At 62.8% G+C, this 20,866-nt stretch carries 16 protein-coding genes; 8 read left to right on the top strand and 8 right to left on the bottom strand.

Features of this window, described 5'->3' with window-relative positions; genetic code table 11:
- The first annotated feature begins 273 nt into the window (after nt 1-273).
- Together LUN51_RS15190 and LUN51_RS15185 are read left to right on the top strand one after the other, a co-directional pair.
- Complete coding sequence (locus LUN51_RS15190; protein WP_277811910.1) at nt 274-1,302, top strand: zinc-dependent alcohol dehydrogenase family protein; 1,029 nt, start codon at nt 274-276, stop codon at nt 1,300-1,302.
- A 35-nt stretch (nt 1,303-1,337) separates the two neighbouring features.
- Entirely contained in the window at nt 1,338-4,019 is a 2,682-nt protein-coding gene (locus LUN51_RS15185; protein ID WP_277811909.1) for a bifunctional acetate--CoA ligase family protein/GNAT family N-acetyltransferase, read from the top strand.
- Between the two features lie 159 nt (nt 4,020-4,178).
- Here the strand turns inward: LUN51_RS15185 and LUN51_RS15180 are convergent, their stop codons facing one another.
- The 6 genes from LUN51_RS15180 to LUN51_RS15155 all read right to left on the bottom strand — a co-directional run bounded on the left by LUN51_RS15180 (nt 4,179) and on the right by LUN51_RS15155 (nt 8,497).
- Nucleotides 4,179-5,015, bottom strand: a complete 837-nt coding sequence (locus LUN51_RS15180) for a glycine betaine ABC transporter substrate-binding protein (RefSeq protein WP_245798109.1) — start codon at nt 5,013-5,015, stop codon at nt 4,179-4,181.
- Nucleotides 5,016-5,085: 70 nt separating this feature from the next.
- Nucleotides 5,086-5,760, bottom strand: coding sequence for an isochorismatase family cysteine hydrolase (locus tag LUN51_RS15175; protein ID WP_277811908.1), 675 nt, complete (start codon nt 5,758-5,760; stop codon nt 5,086-5,088).
- The gene (locus tag LUN51_RS15170; protein WP_133698607.1) at nt 5,747-6,343 is read right to left on the bottom strand and encodes a GbsR/MarR family transcriptional regulator; all 597 of its coding nucleotides are present in this window, start codon (nt 6,341-6,343) and stop codon (nt 5,747-5,749) included. The genes LUN51_RS15175 and LUN51_RS15170 overlap by 14 nt, the downstream gene beginning before the upstream one ends.
- 232 nt (nt 6,344-6,575) lie before the next feature.
- Nucleotides 6,576-7,004: a DUF7282 domain-containing protein gene (locus LUN51_RS15165; protein ID WP_277811907.1), complete on the bottom strand. Its 429-nt coding sequence runs from the start codon at nt 7,002-7,004 to the stop codon at nt 6,576-6,578.
- 111 nt (nt 7,005-7,115) lie between these two features.
- A complete protein-coding gene (locus LUN51_RS15160; protein ID WP_277811906.1) occupies nt 7,116-7,898 on the bottom strand; it encodes an anti-sigma factor in 783 nt (260 codons plus the stop codon).
- Nucleotides 7,895-8,497 carry a sigma-70 family RNA polymerase sigma factor gene (locus LUN51_RS15155; RefSeq protein ID WP_277811905.1) on the bottom strand — a complete coding sequence of 201 codons (603 nt, stop codon included), beginning with the start codon at nt 8,495-8,497 and terminating at the stop codon, nt 7,895-7,897. The genes LUN51_RS15160 and LUN51_RS15155 overlap by 4 nt, the downstream gene beginning before the upstream one ends.
- Nucleotides 8,498-8,890: 393 nt before the next feature.
- Here LUN51_RS15155 and LUN51_RS15150 point away from each other — a divergent pair, with 393 nt between their 5' ends.
- Together LUN51_RS15150 and katE are read left to right on the top strand one after the other, a co-directional pair.
- Nucleotides 8,891-10,996, top strand: coding sequence for a methyl-accepting chemotaxis protein (locus tag LUN51_RS15150; protein ID WP_277811904.1), 2,106 nt, complete (start codon nt 8,891-8,893; stop codon nt 10,994-10,996).
- Nucleotides 10,997-11,255: 259 nt separating this feature from the next.
- Nucleotides 11,256-13,406 carry a catalase HPII gene (katE, locus tag LUN51_RS15145; RefSeq protein ID WP_277811903.1) on the top strand — a complete coding sequence of 717 codons (2,151 nt, stop codon included), beginning with the start codon at nt 11,256-11,258 and terminating at the stop codon, nt 13,404-13,406.
- A 155-nt stretch (nt 13,407-13,561) separates the two neighbouring features.
- Here the strand turns inward: katE and LUN51_RS15140 are convergent, their stop codons facing one another.
- On the bottom strand, nt 13,562-14,956 hold the full coding sequence (locus LUN51_RS15140) for a PLP-dependent aminotransferase family protein (protein ID WP_277811902.1): 1,395 nt from the start codon (nt 14,954-14,956) through the stop codon (nt 13,562-13,564).
- 99 nt (nt 14,957-15,055) lie between these two features.
- Between LUN51_RS15140 and LUN51_RS15135 the strand changes: the two genes are divergently transcribed.
- The 3 genes from LUN51_RS15135 to LUN51_RS15125 all read left to right on the top strand — a co-directional run bounded on the left by LUN51_RS15135 (nt 15,056) and on the right by LUN51_RS15125 (nt 17,283).
- Nucleotides 15,056-15,655: a LysE family translocator gene (locus tag LUN51_RS15135; RefSeq protein WP_277811901.1), complete on the top strand. Its 600-nt coding sequence runs from the start codon at nt 15,056-15,058 to the stop codon at nt 15,653-15,655.
- A 261-nt stretch (nt 15,656-15,916) separates the two neighbouring features.
- Complete coding sequence (locus LUN51_RS15130) at nt 15,917-16,072, top strand: hypothetical protein (protein WP_277811900.1); 156 nt, start codon at nt 15,917-15,919, stop codon at nt 16,070-16,072.
- Between the two features lie 221 nt (nt 16,073-16,293).
- Nucleotides 16,294-17,283 carry a TerC/Alx family metal homeostasis membrane protein gene (locus LUN51_RS15125; RefSeq protein ID WP_277811899.1) on the top strand — a complete coding sequence of 330 codons (990 nt, stop codon included), beginning with the start codon at nt 16,294-16,296 and terminating at the stop codon, nt 17,281-17,283.
- A gap of 32 nt (nt 17,284-17,315) precedes the next feature.
- Here the strand turns inward: LUN51_RS15125 and LUN51_RS15120 are convergent, their stop codons facing one another.
- Nucleotides 17,316-18,893 (bottom strand): hypothetical protein, encoded by a 1,578-nt coding sequence (locus LUN51_RS15120; protein WP_277811898.1) that lies wholly within the window; start codon nt 18,891-18,893, stop codon nt 17,316-17,318.
- Nucleotides 18,894-19,013: 120 nt separating this feature from the next.
- Between LUN51_RS15120 and LUN51_RS15115 the strand changes: the two genes are divergently transcribed.
- Nucleotides 19,014-20,783 carry an SLC13 family permease gene (locus LUN51_RS15115; protein WP_277811897.1) on the top strand — a complete coding sequence of 590 codons (1,770 nt, stop codon included), beginning with the start codon at nt 19,014-19,016 and terminating at the stop codon, nt 20,781-20,783.
- Nucleotides 20,784-20,866 lie beyond the last annotated feature (83 nt).

Genomic DNA, 20,866 nt, shown 5'->3' with positions numbered 1-20,866 from the left:
TGTAAACCCATTTGCAACGACTGATATTGTATGTGTTAGCACGCATTAGCAATTCCTTGCGCAGGTGCAAGGCCTGCTGGGCGCCTACCCTCGAAGTGCTTTAGCGCTTCCATCGCCCAAGTTGAACCGCGGATGGCGGCCCTGCGTAAAGAGTTCATCAATAGGTAATTCACTTCTAAAAACTTGACCCTGATCATGGCCCGTTTCCTCGCGCTTTCTATACTCAGGCGAGGGCTTGCCGAGTCGCGGTGGGCGTTACCCGGGGAGGGTGGCATGAAAGCGCTTGTCTATGAGGGAGTGGGGCAGAAGGCCTGGAAGGAGAAGGAACGACCCGCAATCGAGCAGCCCACGGATGCCATCGTGCGGGTGACGCATACCACCATTTGCGGCACCGATCTGCACATCCTCAAGGGCGATGTGCCGGCGGTGACGCCGGGGCGCACCCTGGGCCATGAAGGCATCGGGGTGATCGAGGAGGTCGGCGGGGGCGTCAGCGGCCTTGCGGTTGGCGATCAGGTGCTGATCTCGTGCATCACGTCGTGCGGGCACTGCGATTACTGCAAGCAGGGCATGTACGCGCATTGCCGCGATGGCGGGTGGATTCTCGGTCACAAGATCGATGGCACCCAGGCCGAGGTGGTGCGCATTCCGCATGCCGCCAACAGCCTTTACCGGTTGCCGCCGGGGCTGGAGCCCGCCGCGGCGCTGATGCTGAGCGACATCCTGCCCACAGGCCACGAGATCGGTGCGTTGAACGGCGAGGTCTCGCTGGGAGATACCGTGGCCATCGTCGGTGCTGGGCCCATCGGGCTGGCCGCCTTGTTGACCTCGCGCTTCTATTCGCCGGGACGCATCATCATGGTCGACCCGGACGAAAACCGCCTGGCCGTGGCGCGGCAACTAGGCGCGACCGACACCGTCAGTGCCGATCCGGTGGAGACGGTCATGTCGCTCACCGACGGCGAGGGCGTCGACGTGGCCATGGAGGCTGTGGGCATCCCCGAGACGTTCGATACCTGCCAGCGCATCCTGCGTCCGGGCGGACGGCTCGCCAACATCGGCGTGCATGGCCGCAGCGTCGAATTGCGCCTCGAGGAACTGTGGATCAAGAACGTCACGGTCCGCACCGGGCTGGTGAACACCAATACCATTCCCGTGCTCATGCGGTTTCTCAAGACCGGCGGCATCGACGCTGAAAGCCTGATCACCCACCGTTTCGCGCTGGACGAGATCGAAAAGGCGTATGAGGTGTTCTCGCGTGCCGCGTCGGAAAAGGCCATCAAGATGCTGCTGACCGCCTGATGGCCACCGCTCGCTGAACGGACCGGAGAGGCCCGATGTCGATTCGCAATCTGGATGCGTTGTTCGCCCCGGCCACGATCGCCCTGGTCGGGGCGAGCAACCGGCCGGGCTCGGTGGGGGCGGTGCTGGCGCGCAATCTGCTGGAGGCCGGTTTCGCGGGGCCCATTCTGACCGTGAACCCGCACGAGCGGGCCATCCGCTCGACCCTCAACTATCACAGTATCGCCGAGCTGCCGCTGGCGCCGGACCTGGCCATCATCGCCACGCCGGCGGAGAGCGTGCCGGGGCTGATCCGCGAGCTTGGCGAGCGAGGCTGCCGCGCGGCGGTGGTGATCTCGGCGGGCTTCGGCGAGGGCGCGCGCCCCGAGGGCATGGCGCTCAAGCAGGCGATGCTCGATGCCGCCAAGCCTTATCTGATGCGCATCGTCGGGCCCAATTGCCTGGGGATCCTGGCGCCGCACATGGGCATCAACGCCAGTTTCGCGCATCTCACGCCTGCCAAGGGCGATGTCGCCTTCGTGACCCAGTCCGGTGCGGTGGCGACGTCCATTCTCGACTGGGCCTCGGCGCGCGGCATCGGCTTTTCGCACGTCGTCTCGCTGGGGGCGATGAGCGATGTCGATTTCGGCGACATGCTCGACTACCTGGCCCTGGACCCCAAGACCCGCTCGATCCTGCTCTACGTCGAGGCGGTGACCGAGGTGCGCAAGTTTCTCTCGGCGGCGCGCATGGCCTCGCGCAACAAGCCCGTGGTGGTGGTCAAGGCCGGTCGCAGCGCGGCGGGGGCCAAGGCGGCGCTGTCGCATACCGGGGCGTTGGCCGGGGCGGATGCCGTCTACGACGCGGCATTCCGGCGCGCGGGGATGCTACGGGTGTCAACGCTGGACGAGCTGTTCCAGGCCGCTGGCACCCTGGCGACCGGCATCCGCGTGAAGGGCGACCGGCTGGCGATTCTCACCAATGGTGGTGGCATCGGCGTGCTGGCGGTGGACGCGCTGGCCGCCGCGAACGGGCACCTGGCCGAACTCTCCGAGACGACGCTGGCACGCCTGAACGAGGTGCTGCCCGAGGCGTGGTCGCATGCCAATCCCGTGGACATTCTGGGCGATGCGCCTGGGAGGCGCTACGCGCTCGCCCTCGAGGCGCTGCTCGACGAACGCGGCGCGGATGCGATTCTGATCATGAACTGTCCGGCGGCAGTCGCCGATAGCCTGGACGCGGCTCGGGCGGTGGTCGAGACGCTCGGCACGCGGCACGCGGCGGTGCTGACCTGCTGGCTGGGCGAGGGCGCGCCCGACGAGGCGCGGCATCTGTTCGCCGCGCAGCGCCTGCCCACCTACGAGACGCCGGAGCAGGCCATTCGGGCCTTCTCACACCTGTTCAGCTACCGGCGCAACCAGCAGGCACTGATGGAAACGCCACCGGCGCTGGCCGAAGCCGTCACCCTCGAGCCGGCCAAGGCGGAGGCGGTTATCGACGGCGTGATCGCGGCGGGGCGCAGCGTGCTGACCGAGCCGGAGGCGGTGGCGGTGCTCGCGGCCTATGACATCCCCACGGTACCCGCCATCGTGGCGCGGACCCCGGCGGAGGCCAGTCAGGCAGCGCAGCGGCTGGGCTTTCCGGTGGTGCTGAAGATCCTCTCGCCGGATATCTCGCATAAATCGGATGTCGGTGGGGTGCAGTTGAATCTGGCCTCGCCCGGTGCCGTGACGCAGGCCGCCGAGGATATGCTCGCGGCGGTGCGGCGTGCCCAGCCCGAGGCCCGCGTGGAGGGCTTCAACGTGCAGCCGATGATCCGCCGGCCGGGGGCGCATGAGCTGATCGTGGGCGTCGCCGAAGACAGCCTCTTCGGGCCGGTGATCGTGTTCGGCCAGGGCGGCACGGCGGTCGAGGTCATCGGCGACCGGGTGGTGGGGCTGCCGCCGCTCAATCCACTGCTGGCGCGGGACATGATCGCCTCGACACGCGTGGCGCGGTTGTTGCGTGGCTATCGGGACCGCCCGGCGGCCGACCTCGAGGCCGTGACCGCGACGCTCATCAAGGTCTCGCAACTGGTCAGCGACCTGACGCGCGTGGTCGAGCTCGACATCAATCCGCTGCTGACGGATGCCAGCGGGGTGATCGCCCTGGATGCGCGCATCGTGGTCCGCGCCGAGGGCGACCAGCGCAAGCCCCTGGCGATTCGGCCGTATCCGCAGCAGTTGGAGGAAGAGATCGAGACGCGCGCCGGGCAGCGTTACTGCCTGCGGCCCATTCGTCCCGAGGACGAGGGCGCGCTGGTCGAGATGCTGCGCAATTCCACGCCGGAGGATGTGCGGCTGCGTTTCTTCGCGGCCATCAAGGCATTCGATCATGCCTTCGCCGCGCGCCTGACGCAGATCGACTACGACCGCGAGATGGCCTTCGTGGCGACCTTGCCGGAGGATGCGGCCATCGTCGGTGTGGTACGGCTCTCCGCCGACCCCGACAAGGAGAAAGCCGAGTTCGCGATCATGGTCCGCAGCGACAAGAAAGGCACCGGCCTCGGCTATCGGTTGATGCAGCAGATGATCGACTACGCCCGCGAGACCGGCATTCGCCAGGTCTTCGCCGATGTGTTGCGAGAAAATCACTCCATGCGGCAGATGGCGGCGGAGCTGGGATTCGTGACGCAGCCCGCTGGCGACACCGTGGATACCGTGACGCTGAGTCTCGATCTGACACGCCCCGCGCCGTAACGGCGCGATTCGTGACGACAAGCGGCCGGGTGCCTCGGCCGATCATCGAGGAGACAAGATGCAGACGACACCAATCGCGAGGTGTTCGCCGAGCATGGTCCCGAGGAGGGAAATGTCGTCGGCATTGCTCTGCGTCTATGTTGCTACGCAGGCATCCAATCAATACCCGAGCATCTCGTCCACGTGCTTGCGGTTATCTTTGATCCATGCGGCGGCGGAGTCCTCGAATGACACATTGTCGTTTTCGTACGCAGCCATCATCGCTTCCAGATCGTCCACGTTGATGCTCCAGCGGGACATGATGTCGTAAGCGCGCGGGTATTTATCTTCGATACCCTGATAGGAGAGGACGTAGACGTTGTCATATTTGAAGTGTCCTTCCGTATCTTCCAGGAACTTCAAATCGTATTGCGAGAACATGGAGTGCGGACGCCAGCCGGTAATGATGAACGGCTCTTCGTTGGGCATCTTGTCCCTGATTACGCCCATCATGGCGGCTTCGCTGGTATAGGCAAGTTGATACCCATCGAGGTCATAGTCTTCATCCGCCATTACCTGCTCGGAGAGGTCGACAATGCCCGCTCCGGCGCCGATGGTCACTATTTGGCCGTCGAATTTATCCGCCTTGCCTTCCAGATCGCCGATGGTCTCTTCTTCGACATAGGCAGGGACCACCCAGCCTAGCGGCACGTTTTCATAGCTGGTGGCAACTTTCTGCAGATCATCCTGGTATTCACGCCACAGTGCCTGCTCGGTGTAGGGCAGCCAGGCGTCCATGAAAAAATCGATCTGTTTGGCCTGCATGCCCTGGAAGATGGCTGGTTGAGCAAGCAGTGTCTTTTCGACGTTGTAGCCTGCCTCTTCCAAAATCTGCTCGGCAATGGCCGTTGGTGCTTCGGTACTGGTCCAGGCCGGCATCCCGAAGGTGATGGTGGCGTTTTCGACACCGTCAGCGGTCAGCGGAGGCTGGTCGGCGGCTTGGACGCCTGCCGTCATCAATGTGGCAGTCAGCAATGTCGATAATTGTGTGAACCTCATGTTGTTCTCCTGTGTTCGAGTGTCCCGATCACTGTTTGTCGGCAGCAGCGGTAAGCGTGGCGAAGGTCTCGCGCAGTGTTTCCGGCGTGAACTGCAAGGCATCGGCGTCATCCGCTTGCCAGGCGGCATACGCGTGCCCTTCCACGCAGTTGATCGTGTTGTCGGTATTCAGCACTTCCAGGGAGTAGACCCAGTTGGCCATGTGGAGCATCGCGGCCATGTGGGCGCCTTCGTTGGAGGCGGTGCACATGTCGTGAACCAGTTGGATGCGGTAGTCGCGGAAGTAGGCGTCGAAGACCGAAGTCATCAGGCAACCGTCCGTCACCACGCCGCCGATGATCAGGTTCTTAACGCCGAGGCTTTTCAGCATCAGGTCCAGGCTGGTTTCGAAGAAGGCGCTCCAGCGGTATTTGTCGATCACGATGTCGGTTTTCTGTGGCCGGATCTCGTCGACAATCTCGATGCTGTCACGGTTATCGGCGTAGAAGTGCGGTTCGCCGCTGGCCTGGCGGGGCTCGTCGAGCGAGAGGCCGATACCGTCACGGCGATTGATTTGGCGCGTGTAGATGACCGGGATGCCGGCCGCTCGGCAGGCTTCGATCATGCACTGGGTATTGCGCACCACGCCATCCATTCCGCGCAGGCTGAAGCCGCTTTCCTTCTGCACATCGATCACGACCAGGGCGGTTTCACTTGTCTTCATGCTTGATGTTCTCTTGGGGGGAATGGCGGTCCGACAGCGGCGTATCGCTCTCGGGCCGGGGAAAATGCTCGAAGATGTCTCCCGACTCCATGGCATTGGCCAGCTGTGTGATCCAGGTCAGGTACGTTTTCGAACCGCTGACCAAGGCCTGGTCTTTTGCAGCCATCTCCCTGGTCTCGCTGTCCGCCCCGTGATCCGCGATCTCACGCATCACCGGCTCGGTCTGTTCGACCGCCTTATGAATGATGCCGCGTTCCAGGCGCAGCATCCTGACCATGAAGTTCAGGAAATTCTTGAAGAAGTCCTTCTCGGCGATGTAGTGGTCCTTGCGGTCGCCCTTCTTCCACACCTTCGACACCATGCCGGTATCGATCAGCTCGCGGACACCGGTACTGACGCTCGCCTTACTCATGGCGACCTCTTCCTTGATGTCGTCCAGTGTCAGCGGTGAGGCGGAGAAATAGAGCACGGCGTAGATTCGTCCCACCGAGGGCGTAACGCCGTAGGCCACCATGCTTTGGGCAAGGGCGCTGATCATGACATCGCGCGCTTCTTCCAGGCGCTGTGTGTCGGTTTTCTGCATGGCACGCTCTTTTGTTCAGTTTGTTCAAAATATTTTGAACAATTTAGACAAATAGATGAGTGCCGTCAAATTGACTCTCTGGTTGACCGCATCGACGATCATGGCCAACTGGGTCTATTCCCTGGAAGTGCTGAAATAAAAGCTCCCTGCGCAATGCACCGGCGAGCACGGCGCGAGGCATGAAAAAGGGGCCCGCTAGGCCCCTTCCGTCTCTCGGCATGCCGGATGACGTTTACTGCGCGGTGATGGTCTCGGTCACCAGCTTGCCGTCCATCTTGATGGGGCCGTCTTCCTTGGCGCCGAGGGTGTACTCGAACACGCCGGGCTCCATGCCGCCTTCTTCGCTGTGGACCATCAACATCAGGTGATCGCCGGCGCTGACGTCTTCGGTCAGCAGCGCGGTGACGTCCATGTTCTCGCCTTCCTTGAGCGGGGCGTGACCGACCACGGGGCCGGGCTTCATGCTCTCGTCGGTGCGGTGGACCACCAGCCAGCCGTTGCTGTCCGCGGTGACCTCTTCCGCGGTGACCGTGCCGCCGGTGACGGATTGATCGTCGGCCCAGACCTGCGGATGCTTGTCACCGTGCATTTCAGCCTGGGCCAGTGAGGCGCCGGCGAGCAGGGTGGCGGATACGAATGCACTTGCCATGAGCTTGGTCATCATTCTCTCCTTGAGTTCCGAGCACGCCCCATCTTGGGAAGTGGTTGAGATGGGCGTGCTCTTAGTTACGCAAGGAGCCCGGGCAAGGTTTCACCTCGACGCGAAAAAAATTCACAAATGCTGTGATACCGCGTCCCGGTCGGTGGGGTAGAGGTAGCCGTGAATCGCGGAGCCCGTCGGCTGGCCGGTGGGGGAACCGCCCGGCGGCTCGATGCTGATGCCGAAGGTGGCCCGCTTGAGCAACTCGGAATCGTAGTTGCTCAGGGCGTCGGCCGGCAGGCTCAAGTCGTCGTTCAACACGCCCACCGAGCGGGGCTTGGGCCCCAGTGCATCCGCCTTGATCCATAGCTGATAGCTGCGATCCGGCAGCGGCTTGGCGGTCACCGGGCGTACGTTGAGTCGGCGGCTGTCGAGGTCGACGGAAAGCATGAAGGCCGGCTGCTGGTCGTCCTGCTGGAAGACGGCCACGAAGGGCGGGGCATCCGGCGTGTCGTCGAACGGCGCGATCAGCACCACGGCGAGTATCAGCGCCGCGGCCGTGGCCAGGCCGGCGCATCCGCGCCAGAAGCCGAGGCGGCGACGCAGCGCGATCACCTGGGCCGTGCCGTCCGTGTCGTCCGTGTCGTCCGTGTCGTCTTCCGGCTTGGAGTTTGTTCGCGAAGTCGTCTCGAGCTCATCGATGCGACGCTCGATCCTGGCCAGCAGGTCCGGCCCTGGGGCGATGGTCTCGACCTCGTCGCCGAGCGGGGCGAGGCGTGCTTCCCAGGCGAGGATGCGCGCGTCGAGATCGGCGTCGTGCCGCCGGCGCCGGGCCACCTCGGCGCGTTCCTCGGCGTCGAGGGTGCCCAGTACGTACTCGGCGGCGAGCATGTCGATGTCGTCGTGGTCGGTCATGGTGCCAGGCACCCCTTGAGTTGCTTCAAGGCCCGATGGAGCCAGGTCTTGACGGTATTCACCGGCTGTTCGAAATGCGTGGCCAGGTCGGTGCGTGACCAGCCGTCCAGGTACGCGAGGCGGACCATGTCCCGGCGCTCGGCCTCGAGCGCCTCCAGGCACGCATGCAGCCGCTTGGCGTCCTGCTCGTGCTCCAGGTGCTCTCGGGCGCTGGGCGCATCGGCGGGCGTGTGGGCCAGCGCCTCTTCCGGCTCGTGAGGTGCACGAGGCTGGCGGCGTAGCTCGTCGATGGCGGCATGGCGGGCGATGGCGGCCATCCAGGCAATGGGTGAGGCGCGCCCGGTGTCGAACTGTGCCGCCTTCTGCCAGATCGTAACGTAGACCTCTTGCACCACGTCGTCGGCCCGGCCCCGTTCTCTCAAGATACGCAGCACCGTGCCGTAGAGTTTCGCCGACGTGGACGCATACAACTGAGCGAAGGCGCGGCGGTCATGCTGGGCCACGCGCCGGAGCAGATTGTGCAGGTGGTCGCTGGGTGTGGGGGGCGTAGGCGAGGTATCGCCCAGGTGCATCGTGGAGTGCCTTGAGGCATCGGACATACCGCGTTCCCTGTTGTCGTTGTTGGGGCATGCTGCCAGCGGCGCGTCTTGCCTCGGCGCCAACGCGAGGCAGTTTGCAAAACCCCAAGTGCCATTACAAGCAGAGCATGTACGCCTATTGCTCGCGGTGGTGTAGGTCCGAACCCACAAGCGAATGGCTCAGGGGAGCGGTGGGCGCCTCGCGCTTTGCCTTAAAGTTCACGCCTGAGATGCCGATACGCTTGGCACGGGGCATCGATTTCATGCTCCTTCCCGTTCGAATCCTATCCCAAACGAGATCGTTTCCATGTTGTCTTGCTTGTCCATGTGTCGCCACGTGGCAGGCGGTGCCGTATCGGCGTCGTCGCGCCTTGTATGTTCCTCTACCGAGCCGTCACGGCGGGAGATGTGAGCATGCATTTCAAATCGATTCGCACCTTGGTCGCGACGCTCGTCGGGGCCTGCATCGTGGTGCTGGTGGTGGCCTTGGTCGGTTATGCGACCTTCGCTAATTCCCGGTCGGCGGAGCTCGTCGAGAAACAGACGCGAGGATTGCTCGAGCAAAACATCGAGCAACGCTTGGATGCGGTGGCCTCGACTCAGGCCGAGCAGATCAAGACGCGGCTGACCCAGGCACTGGGACAAGCGCGTAACCTGGCCTCGCTCAATGAGCTGATGGGCGAGGACCGAGGTGTCTCGTTGTCCCGCGAGGAATTGTCGAACGTCGTCCGCGACACGGTGGCAGAAAACCCCGATCTGCTGGATGCCTTCATCGGTTGGGAGCCCAACGCCTTCGGTGATGACAGCGATTACACGGGCCGTGAAGACGCAGGTTATGGCCCGAATGGCCGCTTCATGCCGTGGTGGTATCGCACCGCCGATGATGAGCTCGAGGTGCTGACACTGGCGCTGAACGACCGTCAGGGGCTGCAGACCCCCAATGAGCAGGGCGTCCGCAAGGGTGAGTACTATCTGTGCCCGAAGGAGAACAGCCGCACTTGCGTCATCGATCCGTACTATTACGACTACGACGGCGAGCGCAAGCTGGTCACCTCCTTCAACGTGCCGATTCAGGTCGACGGCGAGTTCCGCGGCGTAGCCGGCGTGGACTTCGACGTGGACTTCCTTCAGGGCCTGCTCACCGAGGCCAATCAGGGCCTCTATGACGGTGTAGGCGACATGGCGCTGGTGGCATCTCGCGGTGTGCTCGCCGCGGCCACCCAGGCGCCCGACTCGTTGGGGAAAGCGGCTTCTGGCGCCCTTGACGAGTCGATGCGCCAGCCGCTGAACGCGGCTGCGAACGGCGAGACGACTTATCGCTTCGACGAGGCGGCCGGGCGCTTCGAGATCTATCGTCCCTTCACCATAGGCGATTCTCCGGAATCCTGGGTGCTGACGATTCGTCTGCCCGAGGAGGCCGTGCTGGCTGGCCTGCACACTCTCGAAGGGCAACTGGCCGACCAGCGCCAGGCCGATATGTTTGGCATGATCGGGGTGGGCGCGGTCATCGCGGCACTGGGTCTGGTCGTGAGTTGGTTGCTGGGTGGCAGCCTGTCGCGGCCGCTGCGCCAATTGGCTGGACGCATGCGCGATATCGCTTCCGGTGGCGGTGATCTGACCCAGCGCTTGCCGGTGCGTGGCCGTAACGAGATCGCCGAGCTGGCGACGCAGTTCAACGCCTTCGCCGACAAGATGAACGATGTGCTGTTGGATGTCCGCGATAGCAGCGATTCGGTGCGTGTCGCCTCGTCGGAGATCGCCTCGGCGAGCCAGGATCTTGCCGGACGAACGGATACCACTGCCTCCAGTCTGCAGGAAACCTCGGCCTCGATGGAGGAGTTGACCAGTACTGTCTCGCATACCGCGGACTCGGCGAGTCAGGCCAGCGGCCTGGCCCAATCGGCCAGTCAGTCGGCGACGCGCGGTGGCGAAGTCGTCGGGGACGTGGTCAAGACGATGGATGAGATTGAGACGGCCTCGCAGCAAGTGGCAGAGATCGTCACCACCATGGATGGCATCGCCTTCCAGACCAACCTGCTGGCCCTGAATGCCTCCGTCGAGGCGGCGCGTGCCGGCGAGGAAGGGCGTGGCTTCGCGGTGGTGGCCAGCGAGGTGCGCCAGCTCGCCACACGCAGCGCCGATGCCTCCCGTGAGATCAAGTCGCTGATCGACAACGCCTCGAGCAAGACCCAGAGCGGCGCCGAGCTGGCGCGCAACGCGGGCACGGCGATGAACGAGATCGTCGATGGCGTGACACGCGTCACGGATGTGCTCAACGAGATCAGCGCCGCGACCAGTGAGCAGCGTGACGGCATCGGCCAGGTCAACGTGGCGGTGACCGATCTTGACAACATGACGCAGCAGAACGCCGCCATGGTCGAGGAAAGCGCCACCGCCGCCGCCGAGCTCAAGGCCCAGTCGCAGCGCCTCGCCGAGACCGTCGGCGCCTTCACCCTGCGTGAGCGTGGCCAAGGGGAAAGCCAGCCGGCTGCATTGCCAAGCGACTCGCACGAACGCTGACGCGCGGCCTGAGGGCCACCGTGAAACGCCGCCGGACGTGTGTCCGGCGGCGTTTTTGTGTGGTGCGGTTTGATAGCGGTGCTTGGGTGAGCGGTATTTGCGCTGCTTAGGTACTTCTGTCTACCTTCAAACAGCAAACGCAAAAGACTTGATAACAAAGCGTCGCCGAACGGGTAGGCCATGGAATTTAATAGGCCGCGTTCGGACGATGTCTTGCGAGGTGCACGGGGGCCATTCCGCAAACGAGGAGAGTTTGATCATGGCAAAGAATCCCTATACGCATCCCAACAGCGATGAAGCGCACGACACGGCGCATAAAACGACCGAGACAAGCAAGTCGGATCGCTTGGAAGCGTTCCGCAGCGATGCGGAAGGGCACGACCTGCGAACCAATCAGGGTACCCGGATCGCCGACAACCACAATTCGCTGAAGGCGGGTGAGCGCGGCCCGACCCTGATGGAAGATTTCATCTTCCGCGAGAAGCTCAATCACTTCGACAATGAACGCATTCCCGAGCGCATCGTCCACGCTCGCGGCGCGGCGGCGCACGGCTATTTTCAGCCTTACGCGGAAGCCGCCGAGTACTCCAAGGCAGGACTTTTCCAGGATCCGAGCAAGAAAACGCCGGTCTTCGTGCGGTTCTCCACGGTGCAAGGGCCGCGCGGTTCCAACGATACGGTGCGCGATGTGCGCGGCTTTGCCACGAAGTTCTACACCGACGAAGGCAACTGGGATCTGGTCGGCAACGATATGCCGGTGTTCTTCATCCAGGATGCGATCAAGTTTCCCGACTTCGTGCATGCCGTGAAGCCCGAGCCGCACAACGAGATTCCCCAAGGCCAGTCGGCACACGATACCTTTTGGGATTTCGTCTCACTAATGCCGGAAAGTACGCATATGGTGCTTTGGACCATGTCGGATCGTGCCTTTCCGCGTCATTATCGCAACATGGAAGGCTTCGGCGTGCACACCTTCCGGCTGGTCGATAAGCAGGGCAAGGCACGCTTCGTCAAGTTCCACTGGAAACCATTGGCGGGCACTTGCTCGTTGATCTGGGACGAGGCGCAGAAACTCTGGGGGCGCGACCCGGACTTCAATCGCCGCAATATGTGGGATGATATCGAGAGCGGTGATTTCCTCGAATATGAATTTGGTATCCAGGTCGTTGAGGAAGAGGACGAGCACAAGTTCGATTTCGACCTGCTCGATCCGACCAAGATCATTCCTGAGGAGCAGGTGCCGGTCACTCCCATCGGCAAGATGGTGCTCAACCGCAACCCGGATAACTTCTTCGCCGAGACCGAACAGGTGGCATTCAATCCGGCCAACGTCGTGCCGGGTATCGACTTCACCAATGACCCGCTGTTGCAGGGACGCCTGTTCTCCTATCTGGATACCCAGATGCTGCGTCTGGGTGGGCCCAACTTCCACGAAATCCCGATCAACCAGCCGGTGTGCCCGTTTCACAACAACCAGCGCGATTCCATGCATCGCCAGACTATCGACAAGGGCCAAGCGTCCTACGAGCCCAACTCGATCGATAACGGCTACCCGAGCGAAACGCCGCCGGCACCGGAAAATGGCGGCTTCGAGACGGTCAACGAGCGCGTCGATGCCAACAAGATCCGCGCGCGTAGCGCGTCGTTCGGCGATCACTATTCGCAGGCCACGTTGTTCTGGAATTCGCAGACCGAGGTTGAGAAGGAACACATCATTGCCGCTTACACCTTTGAGCTGTCCAAGGTAGAGCGGCCATGGATTCGAGAGCGGGTGATCCAGCAGATCCTGCCCAACATCGACCTTGAACTGGCGCGGCGAGTCGGTGAAAACCACGGTATCGAAACGCCTGCCGAGAAACCGGCTCCCGCCGAGGAACTGGGCACGAGCTCACAACAGGCTTCCGAGGCGCTGAGCCTGATGGCGCGCCTGCCGCATGACATCAAGTACCGCAAGGTAGCGTTACTGGTTGCCGACGGCGTCGATGGCGATCAGGTGGAAGCCCTCAAGGCCAAGCTCGAGGCCGAGGGAGCCAAGGGCATTGTCATTGCACCGAGCATGGCGCCGGTCAAGGCGACCAACGGGCAGCAGGTCGTCCCCGATGCCATGCTCAACGGCTTGCCGTCGGTGACGCTGGATTCGGTGATCGTGGTCGGTGGCGCCGAAAGCGCCAAGGCGCTATCTCAATCCGGGCTGGGGCTGTATTACGTCCAGGAGGCCTACAAGCACCTCAAGGCGATCGCCGCCATCGGTGAGGGCAAGGATCTGTTGTCTGCCGCTTCTGTTCCCACTCAGGAAGACGGTATCTTTCTGGGGGCAACGGTGGACGATGTCTTTACCCCGTTCACCGAGGCGATGGGCCAGCATCGAGTCTGGTCGCGCGATCCCAAGGCCAACAGTATGCCGGCCTGACCGCGTCGTCGGTCGCTGATCGATAACGCCTCTCGCACGAGTTGAAGCATTACGACAATGTGCGATCACCAACACCCGCCGGAAACGTTCGGCGGGTTTTTTGTGCGCGTGTGTGGTGCGTCGCAATGGGGAGCTTAGAGTGCGATCAACGAATGTTACAGGGTCTGCCAAGGCGACGATGGCGATTCCGAGAGTGCTTCGTCGATCAGCGATAGCGCTTTTTCCAATGATTCGCGATTCACGGGGGGACCCAGACACAATCGCAATGCCTGGGGGGCCGGTTCGCTACCCATGCAGAAGGGCTCCGGAGTGGACACCTTGACGCCGCGCCTTGCGAGTAGCGTCTGCAATTCACTGCTGCGTCGTCCTGCCGGTAGTGGCAGCCATACTATCGATGAGCCCTGACGGCTCATCGGCCCGTAGTCAGATAGGCGTTCCAGCACCAGCGTGCGGCGGGCGGCAAGCTCGTCGATCTGCCAGTGGAGCAACTCCTGGCTGGTGGGACTCTCCATCCAGCGGCAGGCCGTCTCGACCATCAGCGGTGCAACCATCCAGCTTTGGGTGCGGATTGCCGTTCCCAGGCGCTCCAGCAGATGCGCCGGCACCGTGAGGCTGCCAATGCGTAGCCCACCGACCAGCACCTTGGAGGTACTGAAGATGTGCAGGGTGCGCTCTGGCGCCAGTGCGACCAGTGGCGTGCCGCGCTCGGCCTCCGGGAGGTACTGCACGGCGTCCTCGATCAGCCAGATGTCGTGCTCGCGTGCCAGGGCCACCAACCGCTTGCGGCGTGCTTCGTCGAGTTGCGCTCCGGTAGGGTTGTTGAGGTCGGGCGTGGTGTAGAGCACCCGCGGCGGTTGGCGGGCGCACAACCGGGCCAGGGCATCGATATCCATGCCCCCCTCGTTCATGGGCACTGCCATCGGGCGCAGATGGGCCTGCTGGGCGGCGGAAATGAAGCCCGGGTATGTCAGCGCTTCACCCGCCACCAAGTCGCCCGGCTGGGTGAGGACTTGCAGGACGAGCTGGATGCCGTGCTGGCCGCCTTGCGTGATGATCAGCCGATCCGGATCGTCGGGCAGGCCAAGGCTCCCTTGCCAGGCCGCGATGCGCGCCCGCTGCCCCTCGTTGCCGGCTTCCGGCTGATACTCGGTGGCCGCCTGAAGAGACTGAGGCGAGGCGGTAAGGCTCTCGAGTGCGTTTTGAAGCCCCTGGGTGCGTAACGGATGGGGTGGCGGCAGGCTCATTCCCATGTCGATCATGCCCTGATCGACAGGTTGCCCGGCACGAAAACTGGTGGGCGCTTCCCCGAGGGGCTGGCGTACATAGGTGCCGCTTCCAACTCGGGAGTCGACCCAGCCCTGGTGATGGGCCGTGGCGTAGGCGCGGGTGATGGTCCCGATAGTGACGCCTAGTCGATCGGCTAGACGACGTTGGGGCGGTAGCTTGTCGCCGGGTGCTAGGTCGCCGCTTTCTACGGCCTTGGCGATGGCCTCGGCGATGCGCCGGTAGCGTGGGCCGCCCTCAGGCAGCTCGGGTGTCCAGATTGTCATGGTGACAATAAAACCTTTGACGCTGTTATTACACTCATTATTCTCACAAAAGAGGGAGACAATAAACCCGTTTAAATAAATTGTGAGGGTACAATTAAGATGGACACGCTGTCTGCTTTTGGGCCCGCTGCATTGTTCATGATTTCCATGACCATCACGCCGGGCCCCAACAACATGATGCTCACTGCCTCCGGGGCCAATTACGGGTTCCGACGTACCTTGCCGCATCTATTGGGCATCATCGGTGGCTGCTTCGTGTTGTTTGCGTCGCTGGCGCTGGGCTTGGGTGTCGTCTTCGAGCGTTTTCCGCTGGTGCAGACGCTGCTGCGCATCATCGGCAGCCTCTATCTTCTGTATCTGGCCTGGGGCATCGCGACGGCGCCGCCGCCGCACTTCGGCGCGAGCGAAGGTCACCCCTTGAGCTTTTGGCAAGCGGCCGCCTTCCAGTTCGCCAATCCCAAGGCCTGGGTGATGGGGTTGACGCTGATGGCGAGCTTTCTGCCCGAGAACGGCAACACCGTCGTCAACGCTCTCGTGCTGGCGGGGGTGGCCGAGCTCGTGGGGTTTCCCTGCATCGCGCTTTGGGCGGGATTCGGCACCGCTATCGGGCGCTGGCTTAAGGGCCCTCGCGCTTGGCGAGTGTTCAACGGGACCATGGGGGCGCTCACTGCGGCCTGCGTGATCTTCATCCTCGGCTGAGGAGCGCTTGCTCGCATTGCCACGCGACTCGCTCTTGCGACGGCGGCCCCTTATCACATGACGATTGCGTTGATGTGACGCATGGCGGAACTTCGTGACTTGAACTAAAGTCGTATAGAGAGCCGTGAGTCACAAGCAAAATGCGAGACAAACCGAATCGGGAGGTTGGGAAATGATCACTCAGGAGGATGTTGAGTTGGCACGCAAGGCGCCGTGGTTGGAAACGCCGCGTGTGGATGACCTAGCCCTGAAAACAGTGCCTTGTTCACGATTGGCACCATTGTAGAGGCACGCGTACGCGAGGCGTCGCGACCGCTGCGTGAGGTCGTCGATGAAATGGCACGACGTTTCGCGCCGTGGGGGCTTGATTCGCGTCTGGCGGAAACGGCCTATCGCTACGTGCATTGCTGGGGTTGAGATGATCAGGGCATGCCGCGACGATAAACGTTGCGTTGCGGCATACCTCGTCCCACAATGCGCCGCAGCGGAAGGGGAGTATTCCCGAAGCGGGTCGCCAGGCTCGTATCTTCGCGCTGTCATCGTCAGCACGGGCGCAACGCCCCGGTGATAGCGGCTCGGCATTAATGTCGAGTGGGAGAGACCTTCGGCAACGTTGACCGTTGACCGGAGGTAGACCTATGCACGTCCCCCTGTGGGTATGGCTGGCCACTGTGGCTGGCATCATCGCGCTGTTCGTTTTCGATTTCGTCTTTCACGTTCGCAAGCCGCACGAGCCGAGCTTCAAGGAAGCGGCGGCATGGTCGTGCGTGTTCATCGCTATTGCCATGGCATTCGGTGCCGGGCTCTGGTGGGTATGGGGCGCGCAGCGCGGTGGCGAATACTTCGCCGGCTTCATTACCGAGAAGAGCCTGTCGGTAGATAATCTGTTCGTGTTCGTGATCATCATGAGCAAGTTTGCGGTGCCGCGTATTCATCAGCAGAAAGCACTGCTGATCGGTATTGTCATTGCGTTGATCATGCGCGGTATCTTCATTGCTGTGGGCGCGGCGGCGATCCATCAATTCAGTTGGGTGTTCTATATCTTCGGCGCCTTCCTGCTGTGGACCGCCTACAAGCTGGGTAAGGAAAGCTTCGAGGACAGCGACGAAGAAGAGGAATATCGCCCCAACCTGGCCGTGCGCTTGGTACAGCGCTGGCTGCCCGCGACCAGGGAATACCATGGCCAGCGTCTGATCGCGAAGGTCGACGGCAAGCGGCTGGTAACGCCGCTTTTCATGGTGATCGTGGCGCTGGGCTTCACGGACCTGCTATTCGCGCTGGACTCCATTCCCGCCATCTATGGGCTGACGCGCGAGCCCTATATCGTCTTCACCACCAACGCCTTTGCCCTGCTGGGCCTGTTGCAGCTGTACTTCCTGCTTGGCGGCCTGCTGTCGCGCCTAGTCTACCTGGGCCTGGGGCTGTCGGTGATTCTGGCCTTCATCGGCGTCAAGCTGGTGCTCGAGGCGTTGCACGAGAACACCTTGCCGTTCATCAACGGCGGGCATCCCATCGAGTCGATTCCCGAGATCCCCATCTGGCTGTCGATGACCATCATCGTCGGGGCGCTGGTGACCACTAGCGTGGCGAGCTGGATCAAGGATCGCCGCGACCGGGCACACGCCTGACGTTCATGCAGGCCTCGTATGGCGGAGCGGCGTCAGGTGGCGTCGTTCCCATACAGACTGTGCAGCAGCCCGCGCAGCTCGGCCATCGAGCGCGCGGGCGTGTCACGCCTTGGTTGCATCCCGCGCTGAAATCCGTGCTCGAGTAGTGGTGCGATCAGGGCAGGGTCTCCGCTGATGATGTGAATCGGCACCTCTTTGTTGGGCGTGACATCCAACATGCCCGGCGCGGCCTGATGATCGCCAAGCAGGATCAGTAGGGTCTCGTCGTTAACGTAACGCACGGCGTATTCGCCAGCGACCGCCAGTGAATAGGCCAGCGCGGGGCCGTAGCGTTGCCGCATACCGGCGTTGTCCCCCCAAAGCTCAAGGAAGTCGCTGCCTTCGCCTTCCCAGCGCGCGAAGGCTTCGCCGTCGCCGAGTTCGTTCCAGGGCAGCGGTTCGAGCACCGGCACCCAAGGCGCATGGCTGCTGATCAGGGCCAGTTCGGCGAACAGCGGTTCGCGATGTTCGCGGCGTACCTGGTGCAGGCGATGCCAGACGAACTGATCGGGGATCGTCACCCAGCCCAGGCGCGGCCCGCGATAGTCGAGCCGCGCGTCGTCGTGGATTTCGTCGTAACCCAGGCGCCGCCCTGCCGGCCAATCTCGGTAGATCGCCGGCATCATGGCCACGCTGGTGTGCCCGGTGCGTTCGAAGTCGTCGATCAAGGTGGCACGCGGGCTTTCGAGCAATCGTGTGTAGCGCAGCGGTGAGCTTACCCACAATCCGCTGAGTACACTGGCATGCGCCAGACGTGACTGCCCGCCGAGTGTGGGCGAGACAATCCGGCTGCTGGCCATGCTGAGCCCGGCTTGCGCGAAGGCCTTGGTCATGGCGTCGAGACGCTGGTTCACCGGTGCCGCGAAGGGCTCACGTTCGAGCGCGGCCATGCCGTAGGATTCCACGAATGCCAGAATGACATCGGTCTCGGCGAGGCTGGGCAAGGGCTGGCCGCCCGGCGCATCGAGCAGGGATTCACGCGCCGCCAGACGTGCATCGAAATCGCGCAACGATGCTTGAGTTTCATAGGCGCGGGTGGCTTGGTCGGTGAGCATCGTCATGCCGGGCGTGCCGAAAGTCGTCGTATCTCGCCATAGGCCGAGAAGCGCCAGCCCAACGCCGAGCATCAGCGTGCCCCAGGCGCAGCGGCGAGGTGCGCCGTGGCGCGGCAGGCTCGCCAGTAGATGTCCCAATCCGAGGCCGATGACCAGCAGCGCCAGGAGCGTCGCGATCACCAGTGCGATACTGACCGGTAGACCCAGGTTGTCGCGCAATAATTCCAGCAGGATCGGTACCTGCGAGGGATCGAGATAGAGATTGAGCGGCCGACCCTGGATCTCTTGGGTGATCGCATCGCCCAGCGCACAGGCCAGTGCCAGTACGATCAGCGTGGCACTGACGTATGCCAACAACCGTCGCGCGAGGCGCTGCGGGGGCCACAGACTCAGCGCGCCGACCAAGATAAGGCCCTCCAGCGCCAGCCAAGGCATGGCGGCGACGCCTAAGCGGGGGATTGCCGTAGTGATGAGCGCGGCATTGACGAGGAGCAGTGTCAGCCACCAGCGAACCATGGGCTTTCCTTGTCTGTATAGATCAAAAAGTATCTAAGTCCATTCCCACAAATAACTTCCTGGAATATTCGCGGTTCGTCACAATGCGGGCATCGTATCTTTTGTTAGGACACTGGCGGTATGCCATTCGATGCTTGGCTGACGTTGGCCATTGTGGCGGCGTCTTTTCTGTTGATGGCGATGAGTCGCCTCGGCCCGGACGTGATTCTCATGGGCGCAGTGATCGCGCTGTTCGGCGCTGGCGTCATCAATGCCGACGAGGCCCTGGCCGGCTTTTCCAACACGGGCCTTTTCACCGTGGCCTTCATGTACATCCTCGTGGCCAGCATACGCGAGACGGGCGGTATCGACCTGCTCATCCGCTACGTGCTGGGGCGTCCGCGCCACGAGCTGGGCGCTCAGGCTCGATTGCTGCTCCCTGTCTCGGCGACCAGCGCCTTTCTCAACAACACGCCGGTGGTGGCGACGTTTCTGCCGGCGGTGCTGAGTTGGAGTCGGCGTCTGCGTTTGCCAGCACATCGCTTGCTGATGCCGCTGAGTTTCGCCTCGATTCTAGGCGGCACCTGTTCGCTACTCGGCACCAGCACCAATCTGGTGGTCGATGGCTTGCTGCGCGAGCGTTATCCCGAGCGGGCCTTGCATCTGTTCGATATCGCCTGGATTGGCGTGCCCGTGGCGCTGGTAGGGCTGGCCTATCTAATGCTAGTGGGGCGTTGGTTGCTGCCTAAGCGCCGCACGGCGGCAGATGTATTCGAGAATCCGCGCGAGTACACCATCGAGATGCAGGTCGACCCGCAAGGCCCCATCGTCGACAAGAGCGTCGAAGAGGCTGGACTTCGCCACCTGGATGGGTTGTTTCTGGTCGAGATCGAACGTGAGGGCAACGTGGTTTCGGTCGTGGGGCGCGGCGAGCGTCTCAAGGCCAACGATCGGCTGGTCTTCGCCGGGACGACGGAAGCGGCGGTGGAGCTGCAGCAGATTCGCGGTCTACGGCCCACCGGGCAGGGGCAGTCGAGCCTCAAGAAATCCTTTGCCGAGCGGCGTCTGGTCGAGGCGGTGGTCTCCGAACAGTGCCAGTTTTTGGGGCGACGTCTGCGCGAGGGGCATTTTCGTACCTTCTACGGTGCCTCGGTGCTGGCGGTGTGTCGCCATGGGGAGCGAGTATCCGGCAATCTGGGGCAGATCCAGCTACAACCGGCGGACGTGTTGCTCATGGAAGTACGCCCGGCGTTCATCGAGCGCCACCGCCAGTCGCGGGATTTTTTGTTGATCAGCGAACTCAACGGTCAGGCGCGCCCGCACCATGAACGGGCCTGGGTGGCGTGGAGCATCATGCTGGGCGTGGTCGCCCTGGCGGCGTTCGGCGTGTTGAGCCTGCTCAAGGCGGCAATGCTCGGCGCTGCCCTGGCGCTAATGACGGGCTGCTGCACGATTAGCGCGGCGCGGCGGGGGCTGGATACGCAAGTATTGCTGACCATCGCCGCTGCATTCGGTCTGGGGGCGGCGATGGAAAGTTCCGGCGCCGCCTCGGCCTTGGCCCAGGTCGCTTTGGCGCTCGCCGATGGCAACCCGTATTTGTTGCTGATCGGGACCTATCTGGTGGTGGCGCTTTTGACCGAGATCGTCACCAATAACGCGGCGGCGGTGATTAGCTTTCCCATCGTCACCGGCGCCGCGCAGCAACTGGGCGTGGATATCATGCCGTTCGTGATCGTGGTGATGTTCGCCGCCTCGGCTAGCTTTTTGACTCCTATCGGCTATCAGACCAACTTGATGGTTTATGGGCCCGGTGGGTATCGGTTCAGCGATTATCTGCGTGTCGGCGGCGGGCTAAGTGTGCTGGTCGGCGTGATGACGCTGGTACTGACCCCGATGGTCTGGCCGTTCTAGGTACTGTTCAGACGCGGTCTAGGCCGTGACGGCTAAACATCGTCGCCGGCATAGACAGCGCTGTGCGTTTTGCACATCCTGAG

The sequence above is a fragment of the Chromohalobacter canadensis genome (assembly GCF_029544075.1).
Lineage (GTDB): Bacteria > Pseudomonadota > Gammaproteobacteria > Pseudomonadales > Halomonadaceae > Chromohalobacter > Chromohalobacter canadensis_A.
Note: the sequence above shows the minus strand (reverse complement) of the source record. Positions and strands in the feature narration are given on the sequence as shown.